Consider the following 17,475-nt stretch of genomic DNA (forward strand, 5'->3'; position numbering starts at 1 on the left):
CCCGCCGCGCGGTCTTTTCTTATGCGTTGGGTCGATGGCGATAGCGGGTTGGATCCGGGCCAAACAATTCCAGCATCAGTTCGTATTTGATACGATTGGCACTGACCTGGCGATAGAATGCGATCAGAAAGGCAGTGGGCCCCTGAATGCGGCTGAGCCCACTGGTGGCAGCCACCACGGTGCCGACATCCGTTTTCCCTTGCAGGACCAGGTAGCCACCCAGCATCAGTATGCCGACGGTGCCGGCCCCGTTTATCACGCTCAGCAGGAACTTTGCCGATAGTTTCCACAGGAACATCCGCCGCCGCGTGTCGTAAATGTCATCGAACATGGTGTTGATGTCGCGCTCGACGGCTTCGATATCCTCAGTCGTAAGCCGGTCCGTGGCACCGCGCAGAATGCGAACGCGTTCCGCCACGAAAGTGTTCACTTTGCGCTGCGAGGCCAGTACGATGATGATCTGCGGAACGATCATTGAAAGCGCAATCAGCCCCAGACCTGGTTGCGTGGATGAGATGTAGCCGATGACGCTGATCAGCGTTCCGATCTGAACAACCGGATCCGAGAAAGCACCGCCCGCGAATTTTCCCAATTCTTCAGCCTCAGCCGAGATGGCCGTGGTCATGGTGCCTTTGCGAAGGTCTTCGCCGGTTTCCTTCAGGTCAGTCGAGCGCCAAAGCAAGCGCTGGCGGATCAGGCGTATCATGTCTTCGCCCAAGGTTCCTGCGCGAAACCCCAGCACCCATTTCAATGCCAGGCTCAGCAGGATGACCGCCATCATGCCAATACCCAACTGGATCAGTTTCTCGACCCCGACATCATCGGACGTCAGGTGGTTGACGATGTCGCGCTGAAACTCCAGCGGCACGGCGGCAAGGCCCGCAATGGCAATGGACAGCAGGATAAGTATGATTTGCCGCCCGGCACTGGCGCGCCAGATCGCGGAGTAAAGTCGAAACATGCAGGTATCCGGTTTGCCCCGTTTGCCTATACTGTGGCAGCGCTGGACGACAGGTTCAAACTTTACGATACAAGCTGCTGTGCCGGACGTGCCGTTTAGGCAACAAGGTTGGTTTAGTCTTCCAGGCGAACGGTGGCGTCACTGGCCTGCATCTCTCCGCTTGTGCGATCAAATCGCAGATATGCAATCCCGTACCCGCCTGACTGTGTGTACAAAGTTCCGACAGGTTTGCCATTTGCCGTGATTTCGGTCCCTACTGGAGCAGAGCCCTGAACGCCGACGCGTCGCAGACCTTTGCGCAATTCGGTTTTGTGCTTCATACGCGCAGTCACTTCCTGTCCGACGTAGCAGCCCTTTTTGAAATCCACGCCCTTCAGTGTTTCGAACCCTGATTCCAGGATATAACTGTCCGGAGTCAGCTCAATGCCTGACTCGGGAATGCAGTGCCGGACGCGCAGCGCATCCCAGCCGGATCCGTCATCGCCCTCTGGTTCGGTGGAATAGGTGCGCCAGCCCATGTTTGGGTGGCGGGGATCTGGCAGGGCGTTTTTCGGCGTGGCCCCGGTGCCGCGTTGCAGGTTCAGATCAGCTCCCTCGATCACCACATCTGCACGCAGTTTGTACATCGTCAGACGTTTGACCAGATCATCCGCAAGGTGCTCGGCCACATCCAAAAGAACGCCATCGCCATCTCGTTTCAGGAAGAAATCCGCCAAGTACTTTCCCTGCGGTGTAAGCAGAGCGGCGTAGACCAGCCCGTTGCCCAGCCCCCGAATGTCGTTGGTAATCAGGTCCTGCAAGAAGCTATCGGTATCCGAGCCGGTCAGGCGCAGTATGCGGCGGGTGGGCATGGCTTGGTCCTCGTCATTTCCTCAGGCCTCGTGATATAGGAAGTTCCGATGCCAAGACCAGAGGTTATCAGACGTGCCTGCACCCATTTCCGTTGTGATTCCGACCTTTGATGCCGCTGACGCATTGCCGGCCTGCCTCGAGGCCCTGATGGAAGGGCTGCATGGCGGATTGATCCGGGAGTTGATCGTCAGCGACGCATGCTCAACCGATCATACGCTGGATATTGCAGAAGAGGCCGGCGCGAAGGTTGTGACCGGCCCGCCATCACGAGGTGGTCAGCTACACCGAGGGTGCGCAGAGGCCAAAGGGGATTGGCTGCTGATCCTTCATGCGGACACTGTGCTGCAACAGGGATGGATCGAGACCGTGAGCGCCCACCTGCCTTCGGGCAAACCGGCAGCTTTTCGGCTGGCGTTCCGCGCGCACGGTGTCGCTCCAGCGTGGGTGGCTGGCTGGGCCAATCTGCGCAGCAGGGTGCTGGGTTTACCCTACGGAGATCAGGGATTGCTGGTTCCGCGTCACGAGTATCAAACGGCGGGCGGGTTTCCGGACCAGCCGTTGATGGAAGATGTGACTTTGGTGCGCGCGCTGCCACGGATTACGATTTTGGAGACCCACGCCTCTACGAGTGCGGAGCGGTATGAGCAGGTGGGCTGGTTTCGGCGCGGCGCTCGGAACCTGTGGACTCTTCTTCGTTACTTTCTGGGGGCTGATCCGCAGGTTCTGGCGCAGGCTTATCGACGCTGAACGTGGTGCGCAGCTCGACCACGGATTTCCCGAGCCGAAAAGGTGCCGCAAAACTGACAAGGCATAGGGCCACAATCTGCAGGACAAGAATATGGGCATTGTCCTGTAGGTATTCCCATTCTTCTTTCAGCTTCCCGACCTGCGCGATCAGGTCGTCATAACTTTGCGCAAGTATCAGGTAGTCGCCCGCAATTGCGGGAACCTTGCGACGCATGTTGTCTATGGCGGTCTGCGTGCTTTCGTCCAGTGAAGTGAAGACAAGGAACTGGTCGATGTCAAATGCATCGGCCTTGGCGGCCATGTCACGTATTTCGTCCATTTCGTCCTTGGACTGACCCCCAACGAGGAAGTGAAGCCCCTGCAAGGGCGCCACCTCATTCGTGACTGCGATGAACAGGGGCAGTTCCGAGTTGCTGGCTGTCGAGGCTGAAAGGAATTCAACTTTTTCACATAAAACGGCGGTGTCCGGGTCAAAGGCCGGATCACAGAACCGCAGACGGAACCGGGCAGCATCTCTGTCAAATGCCAGCGTCGCGGCATAGGCCACGTCGATTTGTCGGTCCAGTCGCGAACTGTCCGACGTGTAAAGCCCGGCCAAAACAGCAACAAGTGCCCCGATGCCACCCAGCACAACCCATACCAGATCAGCCAGTTTCCACGCCCGGTGCCCCGCCGGTTTGCGAAACAGAAACGCGGTGCCGATTGTGCCTATGACAAAGAACAGGATCAGCAGGAGCAATTGATTGTCGGTCACAAAACTCATGGGCCCGATCTTAGGACCTGTGAACCGTCCTGCAACAGGGATCACGGGCAGTTGTAACATCTTGCCACATGCCCATACTCGGTCTTGCGTTGAGGGAGATTGTCAATGCCAAATGAAATTGTACTGATCCACGGGGCTTTTGCTGGACCATGGTGCATGCAGAATTACGCTTCCTTCTTTCGTGATCGGGGTTGGACGGTACATGTCCCGGCTCTGCGCCACCACGGTGGTGATCCCAAGAGCGATCCCGACCCGGAACTGACGAACACCAGCGTCATCGACTACACCGATGACATTGCGGCTTTTGTGCAGGGATTGGACACCAAGCCGGTCATACTGGGACATGCCATTGCGGGTGTAGTCGCGCAGCAGGTGGCCGCACGGGGATTGGCCAGCGCCATTGTTCTTGTCAATCCGAATGCACCTTGGGGAACGTTGCCTGAAACCGACGACGAGCGCGCCGTGCCACGAGCATTGATGGAGGGAGGCGCGTTTTGGAAACAGCACATGCGGGTCGAGTTCGACCTGATGGCTCCGTTTGCTCTCAACAAAATGCCTGAAACGCAGCAGCATGTTGTATTTGATCAACTGGGGCCGGAAAGCGGGCGCGTTATGTTCGAGATGTTCTTTTGGATGTTTGATGACCACCACGCGATTAAAGTCGACTTCGACAAGATAGATTGTCCGGTACTCGTGGTCTCTGGCGCGGAAGATCGCGCCGTTAACCCCAACACCTGCCGGGCCCTAGCTGATCAGTATGGACAACGCGGAACTTTTCTTTTGGTTGAAGACCATGCGCATTTTCTGTTCATGGAGCCGGGATGGGAGCAACCTGTCACAAAAATTGAATCCTGGATAAACAGTCATGTGATCTGAAACAGGCTTGACAACAATCCACCCATTGGAGACATCGCGCCAAGTAAACAGGGCCACAGACCCTTTTTGCGCAAACTCTCTGCGGGAAAGGTTTTGGAGTGACCCTGTTCGTCATCCCTATCATTTTGTCGGCCGCGTTGTTGCATGCCGTTTGGAATGCCATAGTCAAGACAGCGGCGGATCGAACCACAATGCTGGGTTTGGTCGCTTTGGGTCAAGTCCTGCCTGCGGCGGTTATGGTGATGTTGCTGCCGCTGCCAAGCCCAGAGAGCTTTGTCTACATCCTGCTCTCGACCGTTGTGCATTTCGGCTATTACTTCATGCTGGGTAAAGCCTATCAGCATGGTGATCTGAGTGTGGTCTATCCCATCGCCCGCGGTATTGTCCCGGCGCTGGTCTCGCTCTGGGCCATGCTCTTGGTCGGAGAAGTGCTGCCTTTTCAAGCCTGGGGTGGGATCGCCCTGATTGCCGTTGGCATTCAGTTGAGTAGCTGGAAAGCGCTGCGCTCGGGCGTTGGGCGCAGCACGCTGCAGTTTGCGCTGGGCACCGGGTTCTGCATTTCGATCTATTCGGTCGTAGACGGGATCGGGGTTCGGCTATCGGGCAATACGCTAAGCTATTGGGCTTGGGGGGCATTTCTGCACCTGTTCATAGCCGGTTTTGTAGGCGTTCGGAAACGAGCGGCCCTCAGAGACCTTCCATCAAAAATATGGATGACAGGTATTCTTGGCGGACTGGTATCGATGACGGCCTATGGTCTGGTGCTGTATGCCAAGAACTTCGCACCATTGGGCGCGGTTTCGGCGCTGCGCGAGACGTCGGTCATCTTCGCAGCACTGATCGGGTTCATATTCCTCAAGGAAGGCAATTGGGCGCGACGGCTGGGTGCCGCGGTACTCATGGCTGTTGGCATCGCCCTGATAGGAATGGCTATCTGATCCGGCTGAAAAGCACTGGATGGCGGTGATATCTCTGGCTTAGCGGCCGACCTGAAACGTGCTTTGTGGTTTCCAGTGCATGTTGCCCTTGTCGTTGCTCACACATCGCAGCAAGCGTTCTTCACGCGTGTTGATCGTTTCTGTGACGGTATTGTCGCCAAAGATCACGATGAAGGAATCCGGGGAATAAGCCAGCCCTTTGTAATAGCAAAACCGCGTTTCCGCCCCGTCCGGGATCGGAGAAGCCAAGCTGAGCGTCTGTTGCGCCAGCGTCTGGGTCGCGAGCATGGCTAAGGCCAGCCCAAAAGTCAGTGTTTTCATGTCGTCCTCCCGTCCTGCAAATCTGTTGTCGATCAAAAGGTTTTGGACGCCCGGACCTCAATCATTGTTTTTGTTGCCGCAAGTTTGAACGGGATCAACGGGTTAGGCAACGAAAATCCGACAAGCACAGTGGCAACGCCGTGGGGCGATTTTTACGATCGGTCGTTTCTGTGGTAACATGAACGCATTGTTTTAGGAGAATTGAGAGATGTTCAGACCCTCTGTGGAAGCGATTATGGATGTCATGTCCCAAAAAGATTATGTGGTTTTCGATACCCCTACTGTCGATTGGAACCTGAACATAGTGGGCATTCGCGCCCACCCTGTTTCACCCAAGAAATTCGATGATGTCATGACGGTGTTCCACCGGTTTCTTGGCGTTTGGGATATTGCCTATTACCCGATGACCGCCGATCCAAGCGATCACTACCTGAAGAACCCGATAAACCCGGATGGGACGGCCATTCTGGCGCCGGGGCAATACCGGTCCTGCTACAAGATCGATATTCATAAAAGAGGCCGGCCCGGAGGCCACAAAGCGCTGTGTCAAAGGCTGGGAAACGTTACCGTGTTTCGGGACAACAACGAGGATGGGAACCTGAACCTTGAAAATCCTCAAAGTGGGATGTTTGGCATAAATCTGCACAAGGGGCCAAACAACGGTGATGATGACACTGCGAATACGATCTATTCCGCCGGGTGTCAGGTATTCGCGGATCAGCGTCACTTTGCCGAGTTTCTGCTGAAATGCGAAGCCGGGCGCGATGCGTTTGGCAACAAGTTCACCTATACGCTGCTAGATCAGGCAGATTTCGAGTAAGGCGACGCCTTGCGAAGGTTCTTCAAGCGCCGGGGCAGGTCAGGGGCTTTGGTCGTGCCCGGTTCCAAAACCGGGCGTTGACCCTAGGTCTCGACTTCGGCCTGAAGCTCGCGGAAATACCGGATGGTTGCGTTCAGCCCTTCTTTCAGCTGCACTCTGGGTTCCCAGCCCAGAAGGGTCCGCGCCAGAGTGATATCGGGCTGACGCTGTTTCGGGTCATCCTCTGGCAATTGCTTGAAACTGACGGGGGTTTCGGCCCCCACAAGGGCCAGCACTTCGCGGGCCAGTTCGTTCATCGAGAATTCGTTGGGATTGCCCAGATTAACCGGTCCGGTGACGTCTGGGCCGGTCTCCATCAGGCGGATGAACCCTTCGATTAGATCATCCACGTAACAGAATGACCGGGTTTGCGTGCCGTCGCCAAAGATCGTGATCGGCTCGCCGGTCAGGGCCTGCATGATGAAGTTCGACACGACGCGCCCATCGGCAGGGTGCATTCTGGGCCCGTAAGTGTTGAAGATGCGGGCCACCTTGATCTCCAACCCCATCTGCCGGTGGTAATCGAAGAACAGCGTCTCGGCGCAGCGCTTGCCCTCGTCATAGCAGGATCGCGGACCAACCGGGTTGACGTTACCCCAATAGTCTTCGGTCTGCGGATGAATGGTCGGGTCGCCATACACCTCGGAGGTCGAGGCTTGAAAGATCTTGCATTTCAGCCGTTTCGCCAGCCCCAACATGTTGATCGCACCATGCACGCTGGTCTTGGTCGTCTGCACCGGATCGTGCTGGTAATGCACGGGCGAGGCCGGACAGGCGAGGTTATAGATCTCGTCCACTTCCACAAACAGAGGGAAGGTCACATCGTGGCGCAGGAACTCGAAACGCGGGTTGTTGTGCAGATGGTCGATATTGCGCTTGGTGCCGGTGAACAGGTTGTCGACGCACAGTACCTCATGCCCCTGATCCAGAAGCCGGTCGCACAGATGCGAGCCCAAAAACCCGGCCCCACCGGTTACGAGAACACGTTTTCGACTGTCATAAAGGCGGGCCATTGCAAATCCTTAATCGTTAAATCCGAGTCTGCTGGCCATAAACAAGCCGGTTATTGATCCGATTTGCAAACTAAAGTGGTTTGTTTTGCAGTATCCTGTGGTTTCTTGAGGCACCTGTTGTTTCGCTGCGCCAATCAAATAGCCAAACGCTGATGCGAGGGTTTATGAAAGCGGTCAACACGCGCATGGGCGCAAGGGTAGTGAGATCATACAGAACTGTAGGTTGAGACCGCAGTCAGATTAAATGCAGTGGTTCTCTCAGATTTGGGTACAAGCACTAAGATTTACGGTCTCGACATGAATTTTGACATGCGCTTTAAGGTGAAAATTGCTGGGGTTGGCAACTTCAGAGTTCATCGTAAAAACGAAGTATCAGAGTAGGCGAGCACATAAATCTAAATGAGCGACAGAAAATTTCTTCCAGAGGGAACGCAGGTCTTAGCTGACAGTGTTTCTTTACACGCACGAGCGGCAAACAGAGTCTTTTTCTTGATGGTTTCGCTCACCATTTTGGTTTCCTTTGGGCACGTGGATAAGGAAGTAATCTCCTTATTTGGTTTAAAAGTTCAAGAGCCGCTTGTTCGAAAGTACGTCGTGTTCATAGTGATGATCGTCAACGTTAATTATGCCATGAACAGAGTTCTTATGATCGATGCTGCTGATGCATATTTTGCATTCATTCGTGCGAACAGTCCTTCGGAAGTATTGTTCAGGCATCCTTCAAGCAACAAATCATTTACCCGAGCTGACGTGATGCACCGATTGCATGCGTCTTCGATTGATCGAGTTTACCCTGTTTTTTCCGTTCTTTCGTCCAAGCATAAGAACATGATGACTGCTATCCTTAGGCCGGCAATAGAAATAGTATTAGTATCAGTTCCTTATGTCGCTTTGTTGCAACTTGTTCAGATTGAGCTGTTCGGATCTAATATCTACACACTAGTCTTCGCGCTTGTTTTTACTGCGACGGTAGTTGCTTCGATAATGATGTTGCTCCGTGGTCTGGGTTGGACGTTGGAAGCACGTGATCGCCCAAATACATAGATCGGTTTTTCGTCACTATGCGATCTTGACAATCCTCAAACATCCAACTCCTCCACAAACCGCGCGTTTTCCTGAATGTATTGGAACCGCAGTTCGGGTTTCTTCCCCATCAAGCGCTCGACCAGATCGCCGGTCTCGCCGGGTTCGTCCTCGTCGATGGTGACCCGGATCAATTTCCGGGACGCCGGGTCCATCGTGGTTTCTTTCAGGTCCTTGGCGTCCATCTCGCCCAGACCCTTGAAGCGGGACACGTCGATCTTGCCCTTGCCGCCCAGACCTTTCTCAAGCCATTCATCCCGCTCGGCCTCGTCCAGACAGTAAACTCGTTTGGCGCCCTGGGTCAGGCGGTACAAAGGCGGGCAGGCCAGATACAGGTGGCCCGCGTCGATCATCGGGCGCATCTGGGTGAAGAAGAACGTCATCAGCAGCGCCGCGATATGCGCCCCGTCCACATCCGCGTCGGTCATGATGATGATCTTGTCATAGCGCAGGTCGTCGACGTTGAACTTGGTGCCAAGCCCCACACCCAGCGCCTGCGTCAGGTCGTTGATCTCGGCATTGGTGCCCAGTTTCGAACTGGCCGCGCCCAGTACGTTCAGGATCTTGCCGCGCAGGGGCAGCAGGGCCTGCGTTTTGCGATTCCGGCCCATTTTGGCAGAGCCGCCCGCAGAATCGCCCTCGACGATGAATAATTCCGTGCCGTCCCGTGTTGAACTAGAACAGTCCACCAGCTTGCCGGGGAGACGAAGTTTCTTAGTGGCGGACTTGCGTTGTGTTTCCTTCTCGGCCCGTCTGCGCAGGCGTTCCTCGGACCTCAGGATAAGGAAGTCCAGAATCGCGCCTGCGGATTTATTGTCCGCGGCCAGCCAGTTGTCGAAATGGTCGCGGACCGAGTTTTCCACCAATCGCTGCGCCTCGACCGTGGCGAGGCGGTCCTTGGTTTGGCCGACGAATTCCGGTTCCGAGATAAAGCACGAGACCAGCGCGCAGCCGCCGGTGATCAGGTCCTCGCGGGTGATTTGCGCGGCCTTTTTGTTGTTGATCAACTCTCCGTACGCCTTGATGCCCTTGAGAACAGCAGCCCAGAACCCGGCCACATGGGTGCCTCCTTCGGGGGTGGGGACGGTGTTACAATAGGACTGGATGAACCCGTCGCGCGAGGGCGTCCAGTTGATCGCCCATTCGACCTTGCCGGGGGTGTTGAACTTTTCCTGAAAATCCACGGTGCCCGCAAAGGGTTGGTCAGCATAGGTGGAGGAGCCGTTCATCGTCTCCTTGAGGTAATCGGACAGGCCGCCGGGAAAGTGAAAACTGGCCTCTGTCGGGGTTTCACCGTCATCGATGGCGGATTTCCAGCGGATTTCTACGCCTGAGAACAGGTAGGCCTTGGAGCGGATGGATTTGAACAGGCGGGCGGGTTTGAACTTGTGATGGCCAAAGATGTCGGGATCGGCATGAAACGTCACCGTGGTCCCGCGTCGGTTTGGGGCCGCGCCGATCTTTTCGACAGGACCAAGGGGAACGCCGCGCGAGAAACGTTGTTCATACAGCGTCTTGTCGCGGGCAACCTGAACGACCATCGAATCTGACAGAGCGTTCACTACGGACGCGCCCACGCCGTGCAGGCCGCCCGAGGTCTGATAGGCCTTGCCCGAGAACTTGCCGCCCGCGTGCAGGGTACACAGGATCACCTCAAGTGCCGATTTGTCAGGAAACTTGGGGTGCGGGTCAATCGGAATGCCACGCCCGTTGTCGCGAACGGTCAGGGCATAGTCCGCATGCAGCTCAACCTCGATCCGGTTGGCATGGCCTGCCACCGCTTCGTCCATCGAGTTGTCGAGAATCTCGGCCACCATATGGTGCAGCGCACGCTCATCGGTACCGCCGATATACATGCCGGGGCGTTTGCGGACCGGTTCCAGACCTTCGAGCACCTCAATTGAGGAGGCGTCATAAGTTGTGGTCGCTTCTGGCGTCAACAGATCGTCGGGCATGGGTGCTGCTCTTGTTTTTGAGTTTCCCCCATTATGGCAGGTGATGTGGTCCGGGGGAAGAGGGGCGCGAGGTGTTGTGGATGGATTGAGGACGCTGAGCCGTTGGCTGCTTGTACATTGTGTCGAACACCAAGATTGGCCACCACGCTGCCTGCCTCCACAACGCGGGCTGGTTCCGCAGTGCCGTTATCGACCGAAGAAAGGCCGGCATCCCTGGCTGAACATCGCGCGATAAACCCGTCCGATACAACAAGCGCCGCGGCAAACGCTGTACGCATCGGGTTCTTGTTCGGACGCCGGCAGGGCTGGCGCCACGCCGCAACCTGCTGGGATAAGTGTCCGAAGATCTTCCTGTCGGCCATCGCTGTCGTGTCGGATAAAACTTCCTTCTTTCGGGCAGCAAGAGAGTTGTAACCGGTATGGCATACACATTTGGGTTTGGTGGAATCGTGTCTAGATTCAATTCGCTGTCTGGAAAACTCAATCCTAAAAGCTCAAGCCAGCCGAGGTATTATCGAGAGAATCCTCTTTGGTGATTTTGCCAAATGAAGCAGTGTTTGCACCAGATCAGAACCCTTTCTCCAGCTGTCGATATCGGTTCAGTGCAGCCTTGTGGCGCTTCCGGATCATTGACGGAATCGCTGGAAAAATATAACGTGAAGGCAGACTCCCAAATTATCCATTTATGAGTACCAAGCGTTCATGAGTTACGATTTTTCGTAATTGGAAGGCTGCTATGGCTACGTTTCAGGACGTTCAGGCAGCAGTGCACGATATTGCTGCGCGTTTGAATGTTACCCCAGAGCTGGCTCGCGCTGCGCTAATTAACCCGCTGTTGGCGCTTGAGGAACTTGGGTTCGATCTGGATCTTTCAGGTCGGCTTGAGCTGGAGGACAGGGCGCGGTTTTCCAAGAAACAGATCGTTGAACGCAAAAGCTTGCGGAAAAAGATTTTCGTCGCGGCCGGGCATGAATTTGACCCCGGGCAGGAACACGACCTAGCAGCGGTGCTTTTCGATGAGTTGAAACTGGGCGAGGAAAATTCAAAACGCCCTGACCTGTCCCCCTTGTCCATGCCGAAACGAAGAGTGCGTTCTTCCACTTCCAAAGTGAAGATTGCGAGGGTCAAGGCATCGGAAATCGCCCGTCAGTTTTCTGTGAAAGCCAAGGGCAACTCAGTCGCCGGGCTGGATCCAAGCCTGATCGGAGCCGCGAAAATTCCCGACCCGCTGGAATCATTGAACAAGGCTCACAAAATCATCTCTCCATTGCTTGCCTACAGGCAACTTGATGCAACGGTACCGCGCTTCGCGCCCGCGTCGCTCTATCATGCCGTGCGATCCGGAAAACGCAGGCTTGTCAATATCACGCCCCGCGCCGTTGTCACCGGCACTGCTTGAAGACACCCGGGCGCGATTCCGTCGCGCCGATAGACCGAGGACGTCAGGATGGCAAATACAAGAGGATATGAAGTCGTCGTTGAAGCCTCGGAAGAGGTCCTGCGAAAGGTCATACGGGGGGCGTGGAAGTCTGCAGAATGCGACGATGACCCCGGCGATGAAGGCCGCATTCCCGAATTCATGGATGTTCCCGCGGGTGAAACCTTTGGTGGTTTCGTCGTAGCTGACGGATCTGTTCAGATTCCCGAAGACCAGTTGGACGCAAGCCTGCGCCCGGACATCACCGGTGCCGAAATCCAACTTGGTGTTTTGATCGAGATCGAGATTGAAAACCCACCGGTTCCTTCCGCGCAAATGCTGACGATGACGGCTGATCTTGCTGCGGCTGCGCCCATTGGTCTGATTCCCGGGCGACAGGATGTGGGATGGCTGTTGGACGGTATGCCCCGCAATCAGGTGTCAGCCACTCTGACCAGCGGCGACCCTATTGCCGCCAACATCGATTTGTATGCAACCGAATTCGTGGACAAAGCCTATGAGAACGGTGGCCCGGGTGGACCGATTGACCCGGCCTTCCCATCCATCCCCCATGTTATCGATGAGACCGCGCTGCCATTTGCCTTGGGAGCGTTGACGACGGATGTCCATGCCGAAATATTCAACGACGACTCGGTCGCGGCGCACGATATTGAAACCACCGTGTCCGGCGGTGACATAACAATTTCGCTGCCGGTCTATCTGCGGATGTTCAACATTGTTGTCGGCCCGGCGGTACAGCTCTTTTTCAATCCGCAGGATCCAATGGGGATCGAAACGCGGATCAACATTACGGCACCTTTCAGCCGGGTTGGTTCAGAGTTCCGTACAGATTTGAATGCGGCCATCGTCACCGTGGACGCGATCAATCCGGCCGGTCCGGAGTATGGGCCAGAGGGTGACAACTATATCGATAACCGCGATCAGCTTGCGGCAATCCCGTTGGTCGCGATTGACCTCGACGCCCAGATTTCCAGCGAACTGGTGTCGCGCGGGCAGGAACTGGCCAGTGGCCTGGGCGAGATTTCCATTGCTGCCCCGACCGTAGCCGAAATCGAAGAATTCATCGGCGACTTCTTTCACCGGGATCTGGAAGCACGCGACTTCGTTTACATCTGGGGGCCGGAGGCAACGGACGAACAGTTTCAGGTCGACAGCATCACCGTCGGAGTGACAAACGAGTTTCTGGCCATCGCCTTGAACGATGATGGTGGCGGTGACGTAGGCGGGCTTGCCAATTTCATTCCGGCTGACAGGGATTTTGCAATTGCCATCAGCGCGGCCCAGGTCGAAGCGTCGATTGAAGCTGCTCGCATTGAAGCCGAGTTGTCGGATGATGACCTTCCGAAGACGTTTACGCCTGACGGGCGCGAAGTCCGGCTGACTGATCTGGACGTGAGCCTCAGGGCAGGGGCGATCAGAATATCGGGCAAAGTGACTGTTGTAGACGCGATCCTGGGCAGCATTGATGTGGACGCCGACTTTTTCAACGACGTCGGTTTGCGCTGGCAGCCGAACGGTTCGCTGGGCCCAGACGGCGGGCAGCAAATGGATCACTTTGAAATCGACAGCGATGTCGATCCCGAAGAGTCCGTGCTGCTTTGGGTGCTGACGGCAATCGCCGCGATTTTGTCGTTCGGAGCTTTCGGAATTCTGGGCGCACTGGTTGTTGTGATCGTGGCACTTGTCGTTCGCGGTATTGCCGAAAGCATGGGCAGCGAAATCCTGTCTGATGAAGTTACGAATACGGTTACGGGCATCACCGGCTGGCCGGAAAACCTTGCCAGGATCGGACGGGTCGAGGCGGTTTTTTCGGACCCGATCGTCATTGATACGGACGGCCTTGAAATCGCGGGAGATTTCACTGTTATAAGCAGTTGTGAGGCCACGGATGTCGTCCCGGCGGATTCGGGAGGGGCACGGTCGGGTGCTGCGGCGTCCTCCATGTCGCTCTCGGCTGTGAATGAACACCCTGACGCAGGCTACGAATGGTTGCCGGGTGACGGAACTCCGGCCGCAGTTTTGCCTTCGATCCAGCATGTCTATGCGGCAAGTGGTGTCTACACCGCGAAACACGCGCTGACGATCAACCAACCGGGCGGCGCGCGCAGTCGCAGTTTCTCGCTTGTTACCGTCGAAAACGTGCCGCCGACAGCGGATGCCGGACCTGATCTGACGGTGCAAGAAGGCGAAGAGGTCACGCTGATTGCGCGGTTCAGAGATGTCGAATACCCCGACACGCACGAATCCATGTGGTATTTCGGTGATCACCACGCGCCCAAACCTGGTGTGATTTCTGAAACAAACACACCTCCCGAGGCGACAGGTACCTCGACCGTGACCCATGCCTGGTGCGACAATGGTGAATATACTGTCACGGTGCGCATTCGCGACGTCAATGGTGGCGAGGCCATCGACACCTTGCGTGTCACCGTCACCAATGTTCCGCCCGAGGTCGAAGCTGGCCCGGATCTCTTTGCATATGTCTGCACACCGATCACGCTTGTCGCTGATTTCCGGGATCCCGGCTGGTGCGACACGCATACAGCCAAGTGGGATTTCGGCGATTGCAGTGAACCCCGCACGGCCTTGATCGAGGAAACGAACGAACCGCCAGCGGCCGAAGGCACAGCGACCGCCACGCATGTCTATAACAGGTGTGGTGATTTCCGGGCCATCTGTACGGTCATGGATGACGACGGCGACTTTGGTCAGGACGAGCTGACCGTCCGCGTCGTGCATTTGTTGAACTCCGGCTTTGAAGACGGGTTCCGTTCTCTGCCAGCGGGAAATGTTGGCCGTTTCTGGACTCCTTATGCATGGCTGACCGATTTGGCTGCCTTCCACGCTGGTAAGGGCAATCCCGTTCCGATATTGGCCCCGATCCCTGCCGATGCCTTTGACTGCGAAGGTTGCATCGTCCGAACCGGTGACAGGTCCCAACGGGTCATCGCGCAACGCGGCCTTCGCGTCGGTATCTGGCAATCACTGGGCACAAACCCGGGGTGGGACTATGAGTTCTCATGTTGGTTCACAACAGAAGCCCGCAGTGCTGGCGGCTATGCTCTTGGGTTGGACCCGCGCGGTGGTGACGATCCGCGAGCGCCCTGGGTGGAATGGTGGACCGACGACCTGGACGGTGCCTGGCGGCAATTGCGGGGTCGTGTGACGGCGGAAGCCGAAGCCGTAACGGTATTCCTGGAATTCAGCGGAGATGATCCGCGCAACGATGTGCTTGGATGCATTGATGATTGTGCGTTCATCGCGATTCAACCGCATTGCCCGGACCAGCCTAAACCCGATCCGGAAATTCCTCCGCGTGAACGTTGCATTGATTTCCGCGGCCATAAAGTGCCTTCCCGCCATCCTGTTTTGAATGTCGGCGGTGTACGGTTCTTGCCAGCCAAGGGCAGCATTCTTCAGATCATTGGCGGTTTTCAGCCGCAAGGCACACCCAAACTGTTGCTTTCCATCGCCGGTGTCTTTGCCCATCTGCCGGTCGTCGCTGACTGGGCCCGCTTCAAGGTGAGCTTTGGTGGCGGAAAGCCGATAACGATTATTGCACTTGATGCGGACGGCAACGTCCTGATGACGCAGACAGGAACGCAGCAGCAGGGTGTACAGGTCATAGAGGTTCAGGCGAGCGGGATAGTGACCCTCGTCATGCGGGCGCAGGAAGGAGCGTTGATCGAGCTGTGCTTCCGGCCGGAACAACCCCGCAGCACGCCTTCGGCAGAGCCTGTACCGGGGCCCGGCATCATCGTGAATCCGCGTTTCGACCGCGCCGTCGCCCCGGCTATGTTCAGCGTGGCGGCGATCGAGGAGGATAACACCGTGACCGGAACCAACAGCAACCGTCCGTTTGGATTGTCCGAGACTGCGTGGGGCAAGCTGGACACTCAGCTTCAATCCAAATTGGCGCAGGCCGTAACAGACAGTGATGATCAGGATGCGGTACAAGTCATCTTGCGTCTGGCTCCTGACGCGGGTCGCGATGCGCCTGTTTTTCGGCGTGCTGAAACAAAGGCGCGCGAAGATTACTTCCGCCGGCGCACACAGTCTCTGGTTAATACGCTTGAAAACCTGGGCGGCACCGGAGTCAGGGAACTCTGGCTTGTTGACAGTATCGCAGTTGAGCTGTCGCCCGGAGCCATTGCGACAATCGCCAATGATACCTCTGTTGTGATGATCACCCATTCCACCGAGCGTCAGGCCATTCCTGAAAACCCAATTAGACCATGATCCAAAGGAGCACAAAATGTCCAAGTTAAGCCAGGATCACGTTGATCGCTTCGAGAGAGCGGAACGTCGCGAAATCGAGAAGCTTCGTGCCGAGTTTGGCAGCGAGTCCATCTCCAAAATGGACAGCATTGTTCTGCGCGACCTCTTGGCCAACAGAAAGGAAGCGCACCTGAACGCTTTGCTTGGCCATACAGAAACGGCCCAGCTTCCCCGGCATCGTGTGCTGGTCTTGCTGCGCAGCGGCAGGACATCACCTGATCGCGCACCACGCGCGTTCGACAGGCGTCAGCGTCGTCGTTTGATCATGCAACACCGCCGCCATGGCGAAGACGTGGTGGGACAGATTGCCAAGAGCTTTGGCGAGCGTGAAATCGAGGTCGAGCAGACCTTTTGGCTGAACCACAGCCTGGTGGTCTGGGCCGATGACCAGCGCCTGACTGACATTGCCGGGCGCGCCGATGTTCTGAAGGTGGCTCATTGCAAGAATCAAATCCTGATTGATCTGGATAACAGCCATCCGCTTATCAATGCCGATGCCGTTGAAGCCAGCGGGATCACCGGTGCCGAAGTGGACGTCGCAGTTCTGGACACCGGCGTGGACCAGACACACCCTGAGCTTGCTGCGAACTTCGGCACACAACAGGATTTTACCGGCGAGGGGTTGGGCGACCTGAACGGGCACGGGACCCATTGCGCGGGCGTTGTTGCCAGCAATGGCGCGACCTTCCGGGGCGTCGCTACAGGGGCGGTCATTCACGATTACAAGCTTTTGAACCAATTCGGCAGTGGGAACGCCCCCAACTGCGTGTCGGCAATCCAGCAGGCCGTCGCGGACGGAATGGATGTACTTTCAAACTCCTGGGGCTTCACCCATAGAAACGGGAATTGGGTCGATCCAGACGGGACATGCGTTTTATGTGTCGCCGCGGACGCGGCTTCGACAGCCGGCGTGACCTTCGTGGTGGCCGCAGGCAACGAGGGCAATGACAGTTGCGGCACCTATGACACGCGCATTCGCTGTCCGGGTATTGCGCGGACCGTGATTACCGTCGGCGCAAGCGATGACAGTGACAACATGGCCGGCTTCTCCAGTCCCGGACCAACGCCGGATGGGCGCGACAAACCGGATGTCACCGCCCCTGGCGTGGATATCGTTGCGTCGCGATCGGCGACCGGCAATGACATGAATGGCGGCGCGACTGTAATCGATCCGCTTCATCTAGAAGCCAGCGGCACTTCCATGGCGTGTCCTCATGTCGCCGGGGTCGCGGCACTGATGCTGCAACAAAACCCGACACTGCTGCCAGCTGACATCAAGGCAGTACTCATGGCTACCGCCGTCGACATTGGCGCGCCGACCACGCAGCAAGGTGCCGGGCGTGTGGACGCTCGAGCAGCTGTCGGCTCGGTCTGATTTGGAAAATTTGGAA

13 protein-coding genes are annotated in these 17,475 nt (G+C 56.6%); 8 read left to right on the top strand and 5 right to left on the bottom strand.

Translation table 11 applies throughout. The annotated features are described in order from the left end of the window. Positions 1-19: 19 nt before the first annotated feature. Both AC2FLP_RS14790 and ygfZ read right to left on the bottom strand, forming a co-directional pair. Positions 20-961 (bottom strand): ABC transporter transmembrane domain-containing protein, encoded by a 942-nt coding sequence (locus tag AC2FLP_RS14790; RefSeq protein ID WP_117869491.1) that lies wholly within the window; start codon positions 959-961, stop codon positions 20-22. A gap of 113 nt (positions 962-1,074) precedes the next feature. Next, on the bottom strand, positions 1,075-1,812 hold the full coding sequence (gene ygfZ, locus AC2FLP_RS14795; protein WP_496684607.1) for a CAF17-like 4Fe-4S cluster assembly/insertion protein YgfZ: 738 nt from the start codon (positions 1,810-1,812) through the stop codon (positions 1,075-1,077). A gap of 73 nt (positions 1,813-1,885) precedes the next feature. Between ygfZ and AC2FLP_RS14800 the strand changes: the two genes are divergently transcribed. From AC2FLP_RS14800 to AC2FLP_RS14810, 3 genes are all read left to right on the top strand, one after another. After that, positions 1,886-2,560, top strand: a complete 675-nt coding sequence (locus AC2FLP_RS14800; protein WP_299895779.1) for a TIGR04283 family arsenosugar biosynthesis glycosyltransferase — start codon at positions 1,886-1,888, stop codon at positions 2,558-2,560. Positions 2,561-3,428: 868 nt separating this feature from the next. Beyond that, positions 3,429-4,199 (top strand): alpha/beta hydrolase, encoded by a 771-nt coding sequence (locus AC2FLP_RS14805; RefSeq protein ID WP_117869488.1) that lies wholly within the window; start codon positions 3,429-3,431, stop codon positions 4,197-4,199. A 98-nt stretch (positions 4,200-4,297) separates the two neighbouring features. Beyond that, complete coding sequence (locus tag AC2FLP_RS14810) at positions 4,298-5,137, top strand: EamA family transporter (protein ID WP_299895784.1); 840 nt, start codon at positions 4,298-4,300, stop codon at positions 5,135-5,137. A 39-nt stretch (positions 5,138-5,176) separates the two neighbouring features. Here AC2FLP_RS14810 and AC2FLP_RS14815 read toward each other — a convergent pair whose 3' ends face one another. Next, positions 5,177-5,458, bottom strand: coding sequence for a hypothetical protein (locus tag AC2FLP_RS14815; RefSeq protein WP_117869486.1), 282 nt, complete (start codon positions 5,456-5,458; stop codon positions 5,177-5,179). 208 nt (positions 5,459-5,666) lie between these two features. Here AC2FLP_RS14815 and AC2FLP_RS14820 point away from each other — a divergent pair, with 208 nt between their 5' ends. Then, on the top strand, positions 5,667-6,278 hold the full coding sequence (locus AC2FLP_RS14820) for a hypothetical protein (RefSeq protein ID WP_117869485.1): 612 nt from the start codon (positions 5,667-5,669) through the stop codon (positions 6,276-6,278). Between the two features lie 83 nt (positions 6,279-6,361). Here AC2FLP_RS14820 and AC2FLP_RS14825 read toward each other — a convergent pair whose 3' ends face one another. Then, positions 6,362-7,330 carry a UDP-glucuronic acid decarboxylase family protein gene (locus tag AC2FLP_RS14825; RefSeq protein ID WP_496684610.1) on the bottom strand — a complete coding sequence of 323 codons (969 nt, stop codon included), beginning with the start codon at positions 7,328-7,330 and terminating at the stop codon, positions 6,362-6,364. A gap of 399 nt (positions 7,331-7,729) precedes the next feature. On the opposite strand from AC2FLP_RS14825, the gene AC2FLP_RS14830 reads away from it, so the two are divergent. After that, complete coding sequence (locus tag AC2FLP_RS14830; protein WP_496684612.1) at positions 7,730-8,374, top strand: hypothetical protein; 645 nt, start codon at positions 7,730-7,732, stop codon at positions 8,372-8,374. Between the two features lie 35 nt (positions 8,375-8,409). Here AC2FLP_RS14830 and parE read toward each other — a convergent pair whose 3' ends face one another. Then, positions 8,410-10,368 (bottom strand): DNA topoisomerase IV subunit B, encoded by a 1,959-nt coding sequence (parE, locus tag AC2FLP_RS14835; RefSeq protein ID WP_299895794.1) that lies wholly within the window; start codon positions 10,366-10,368, stop codon positions 8,410-8,412. Between the two features lie 736 nt (positions 10,369-11,104). Between parE and AC2FLP_RS14840 the strand changes: the two genes are divergently transcribed. The 3 genes from AC2FLP_RS14840 to AC2FLP_RS14850 are packed head-to-tail and all read left to right on the top strand — an operon-like array spanning position 11,105 to position 17,459. Beyond that, positions 11,105-11,767 (top strand): hypothetical protein, encoded by a 663-nt coding sequence (locus AC2FLP_RS14840; RefSeq protein ID WP_117869481.1) that lies wholly within the window; start codon positions 11,105-11,107, stop codon positions 11,765-11,767. A gap of 48 nt (positions 11,768-11,815) precedes the next feature. Then, positions 11,816-16,045: a PKD domain-containing protein gene (locus AC2FLP_RS14845; protein ID WP_496684615.1), complete on the top strand. Its 4,230-nt coding sequence runs from the start codon at positions 11,816-11,818 to the stop codon at positions 16,043-16,045. A gap of 16 nt (positions 16,046-16,061) precedes the next feature. After that, positions 16,062-17,459: a S8 family serine peptidase gene (locus AC2FLP_RS14850; RefSeq protein ID WP_496684617.1), complete on the top strand. Its 1,398-nt coding sequence runs from the start codon at positions 16,062-16,064 to the stop codon at positions 17,457-17,459. Positions 17,460-17,475: the final 16 nt, after the last annotated feature.

The organism is Ruegeria sp. CDSA141 (assembly GCF_059612005.1).

Coding starts and splice junctions, on each gene's coding strand:
- AC2FLP_RS14790 (WP_117869491.1), bottom strand. CDS start 961: ATGTTTCGACTTTACTCCGCGATCTGGCGCGCCAGTGCCGGGCGGCAA.
- ygfZ (WP_496684607.1), bottom strand. CDS start 1,812: ATGCCCACCCGCCGCATACTGCGCCTGACCGGCTCGGATACCGATAGC.
- AC2FLP_RS14805 (WP_117869488.1), top strand. CDS start 3,429: ATGCCAAATGAAATTGTACTGATCCACGGGGCTTTTGCTGGACCATGG.
- AC2FLP_RS14815 (WP_117869486.1), bottom strand. CDS start 5,458: ATGAAAACACTGACTTTTGGGCTGGCCTTAGCCATGCTCGCGACCCAG.
- AC2FLP_RS14820 (WP_117869485.1), top strand. CDS start 5,667: ATGTTCAGACCCTCTGTGGAAGCGATTATGGATGTCATGTCCCAAAAA.
- AC2FLP_RS14825 (WP_496684610.1), bottom strand. CDS start 7,330: ATGGCCCGCCTTTATGACAGTCGAAAACGTGTTCTCGTAACCGGTGGG.
- AC2FLP_RS14830 (WP_496684612.1), top strand. CDS start 7,730: ATGAGCGACAGAAAATTTCTTCCAGAGGGAACGCAGGTCTTAGCTGAC.
- parE (WP_299895794.1), bottom strand. CDS start 10,368: ATGCCCGACGATCTGTTGACGCCAGAAGCGACCACAACTTATGACGCC.
- AC2FLP_RS14840 (WP_117869481.1), top strand. CDS start 11,105: ATGGCTACGTTTCAGGACGTTCAGGCAGCAGTGCACGATATTGCTGCG.
- AC2FLP_RS14845 (WP_496684615.1), top strand. CDS start 11,816: ATGGCAAATACAAGAGGATATGAAGTCGTCGTTGAAGCCTCGGAAGAG.
- AC2FLP_RS14850 (WP_496684617.1), top strand. CDS start 16,062: ATGTCCAAGTTAAGCCAGGATCACGTTGATCGCTTCGAGAGAGCGGAA.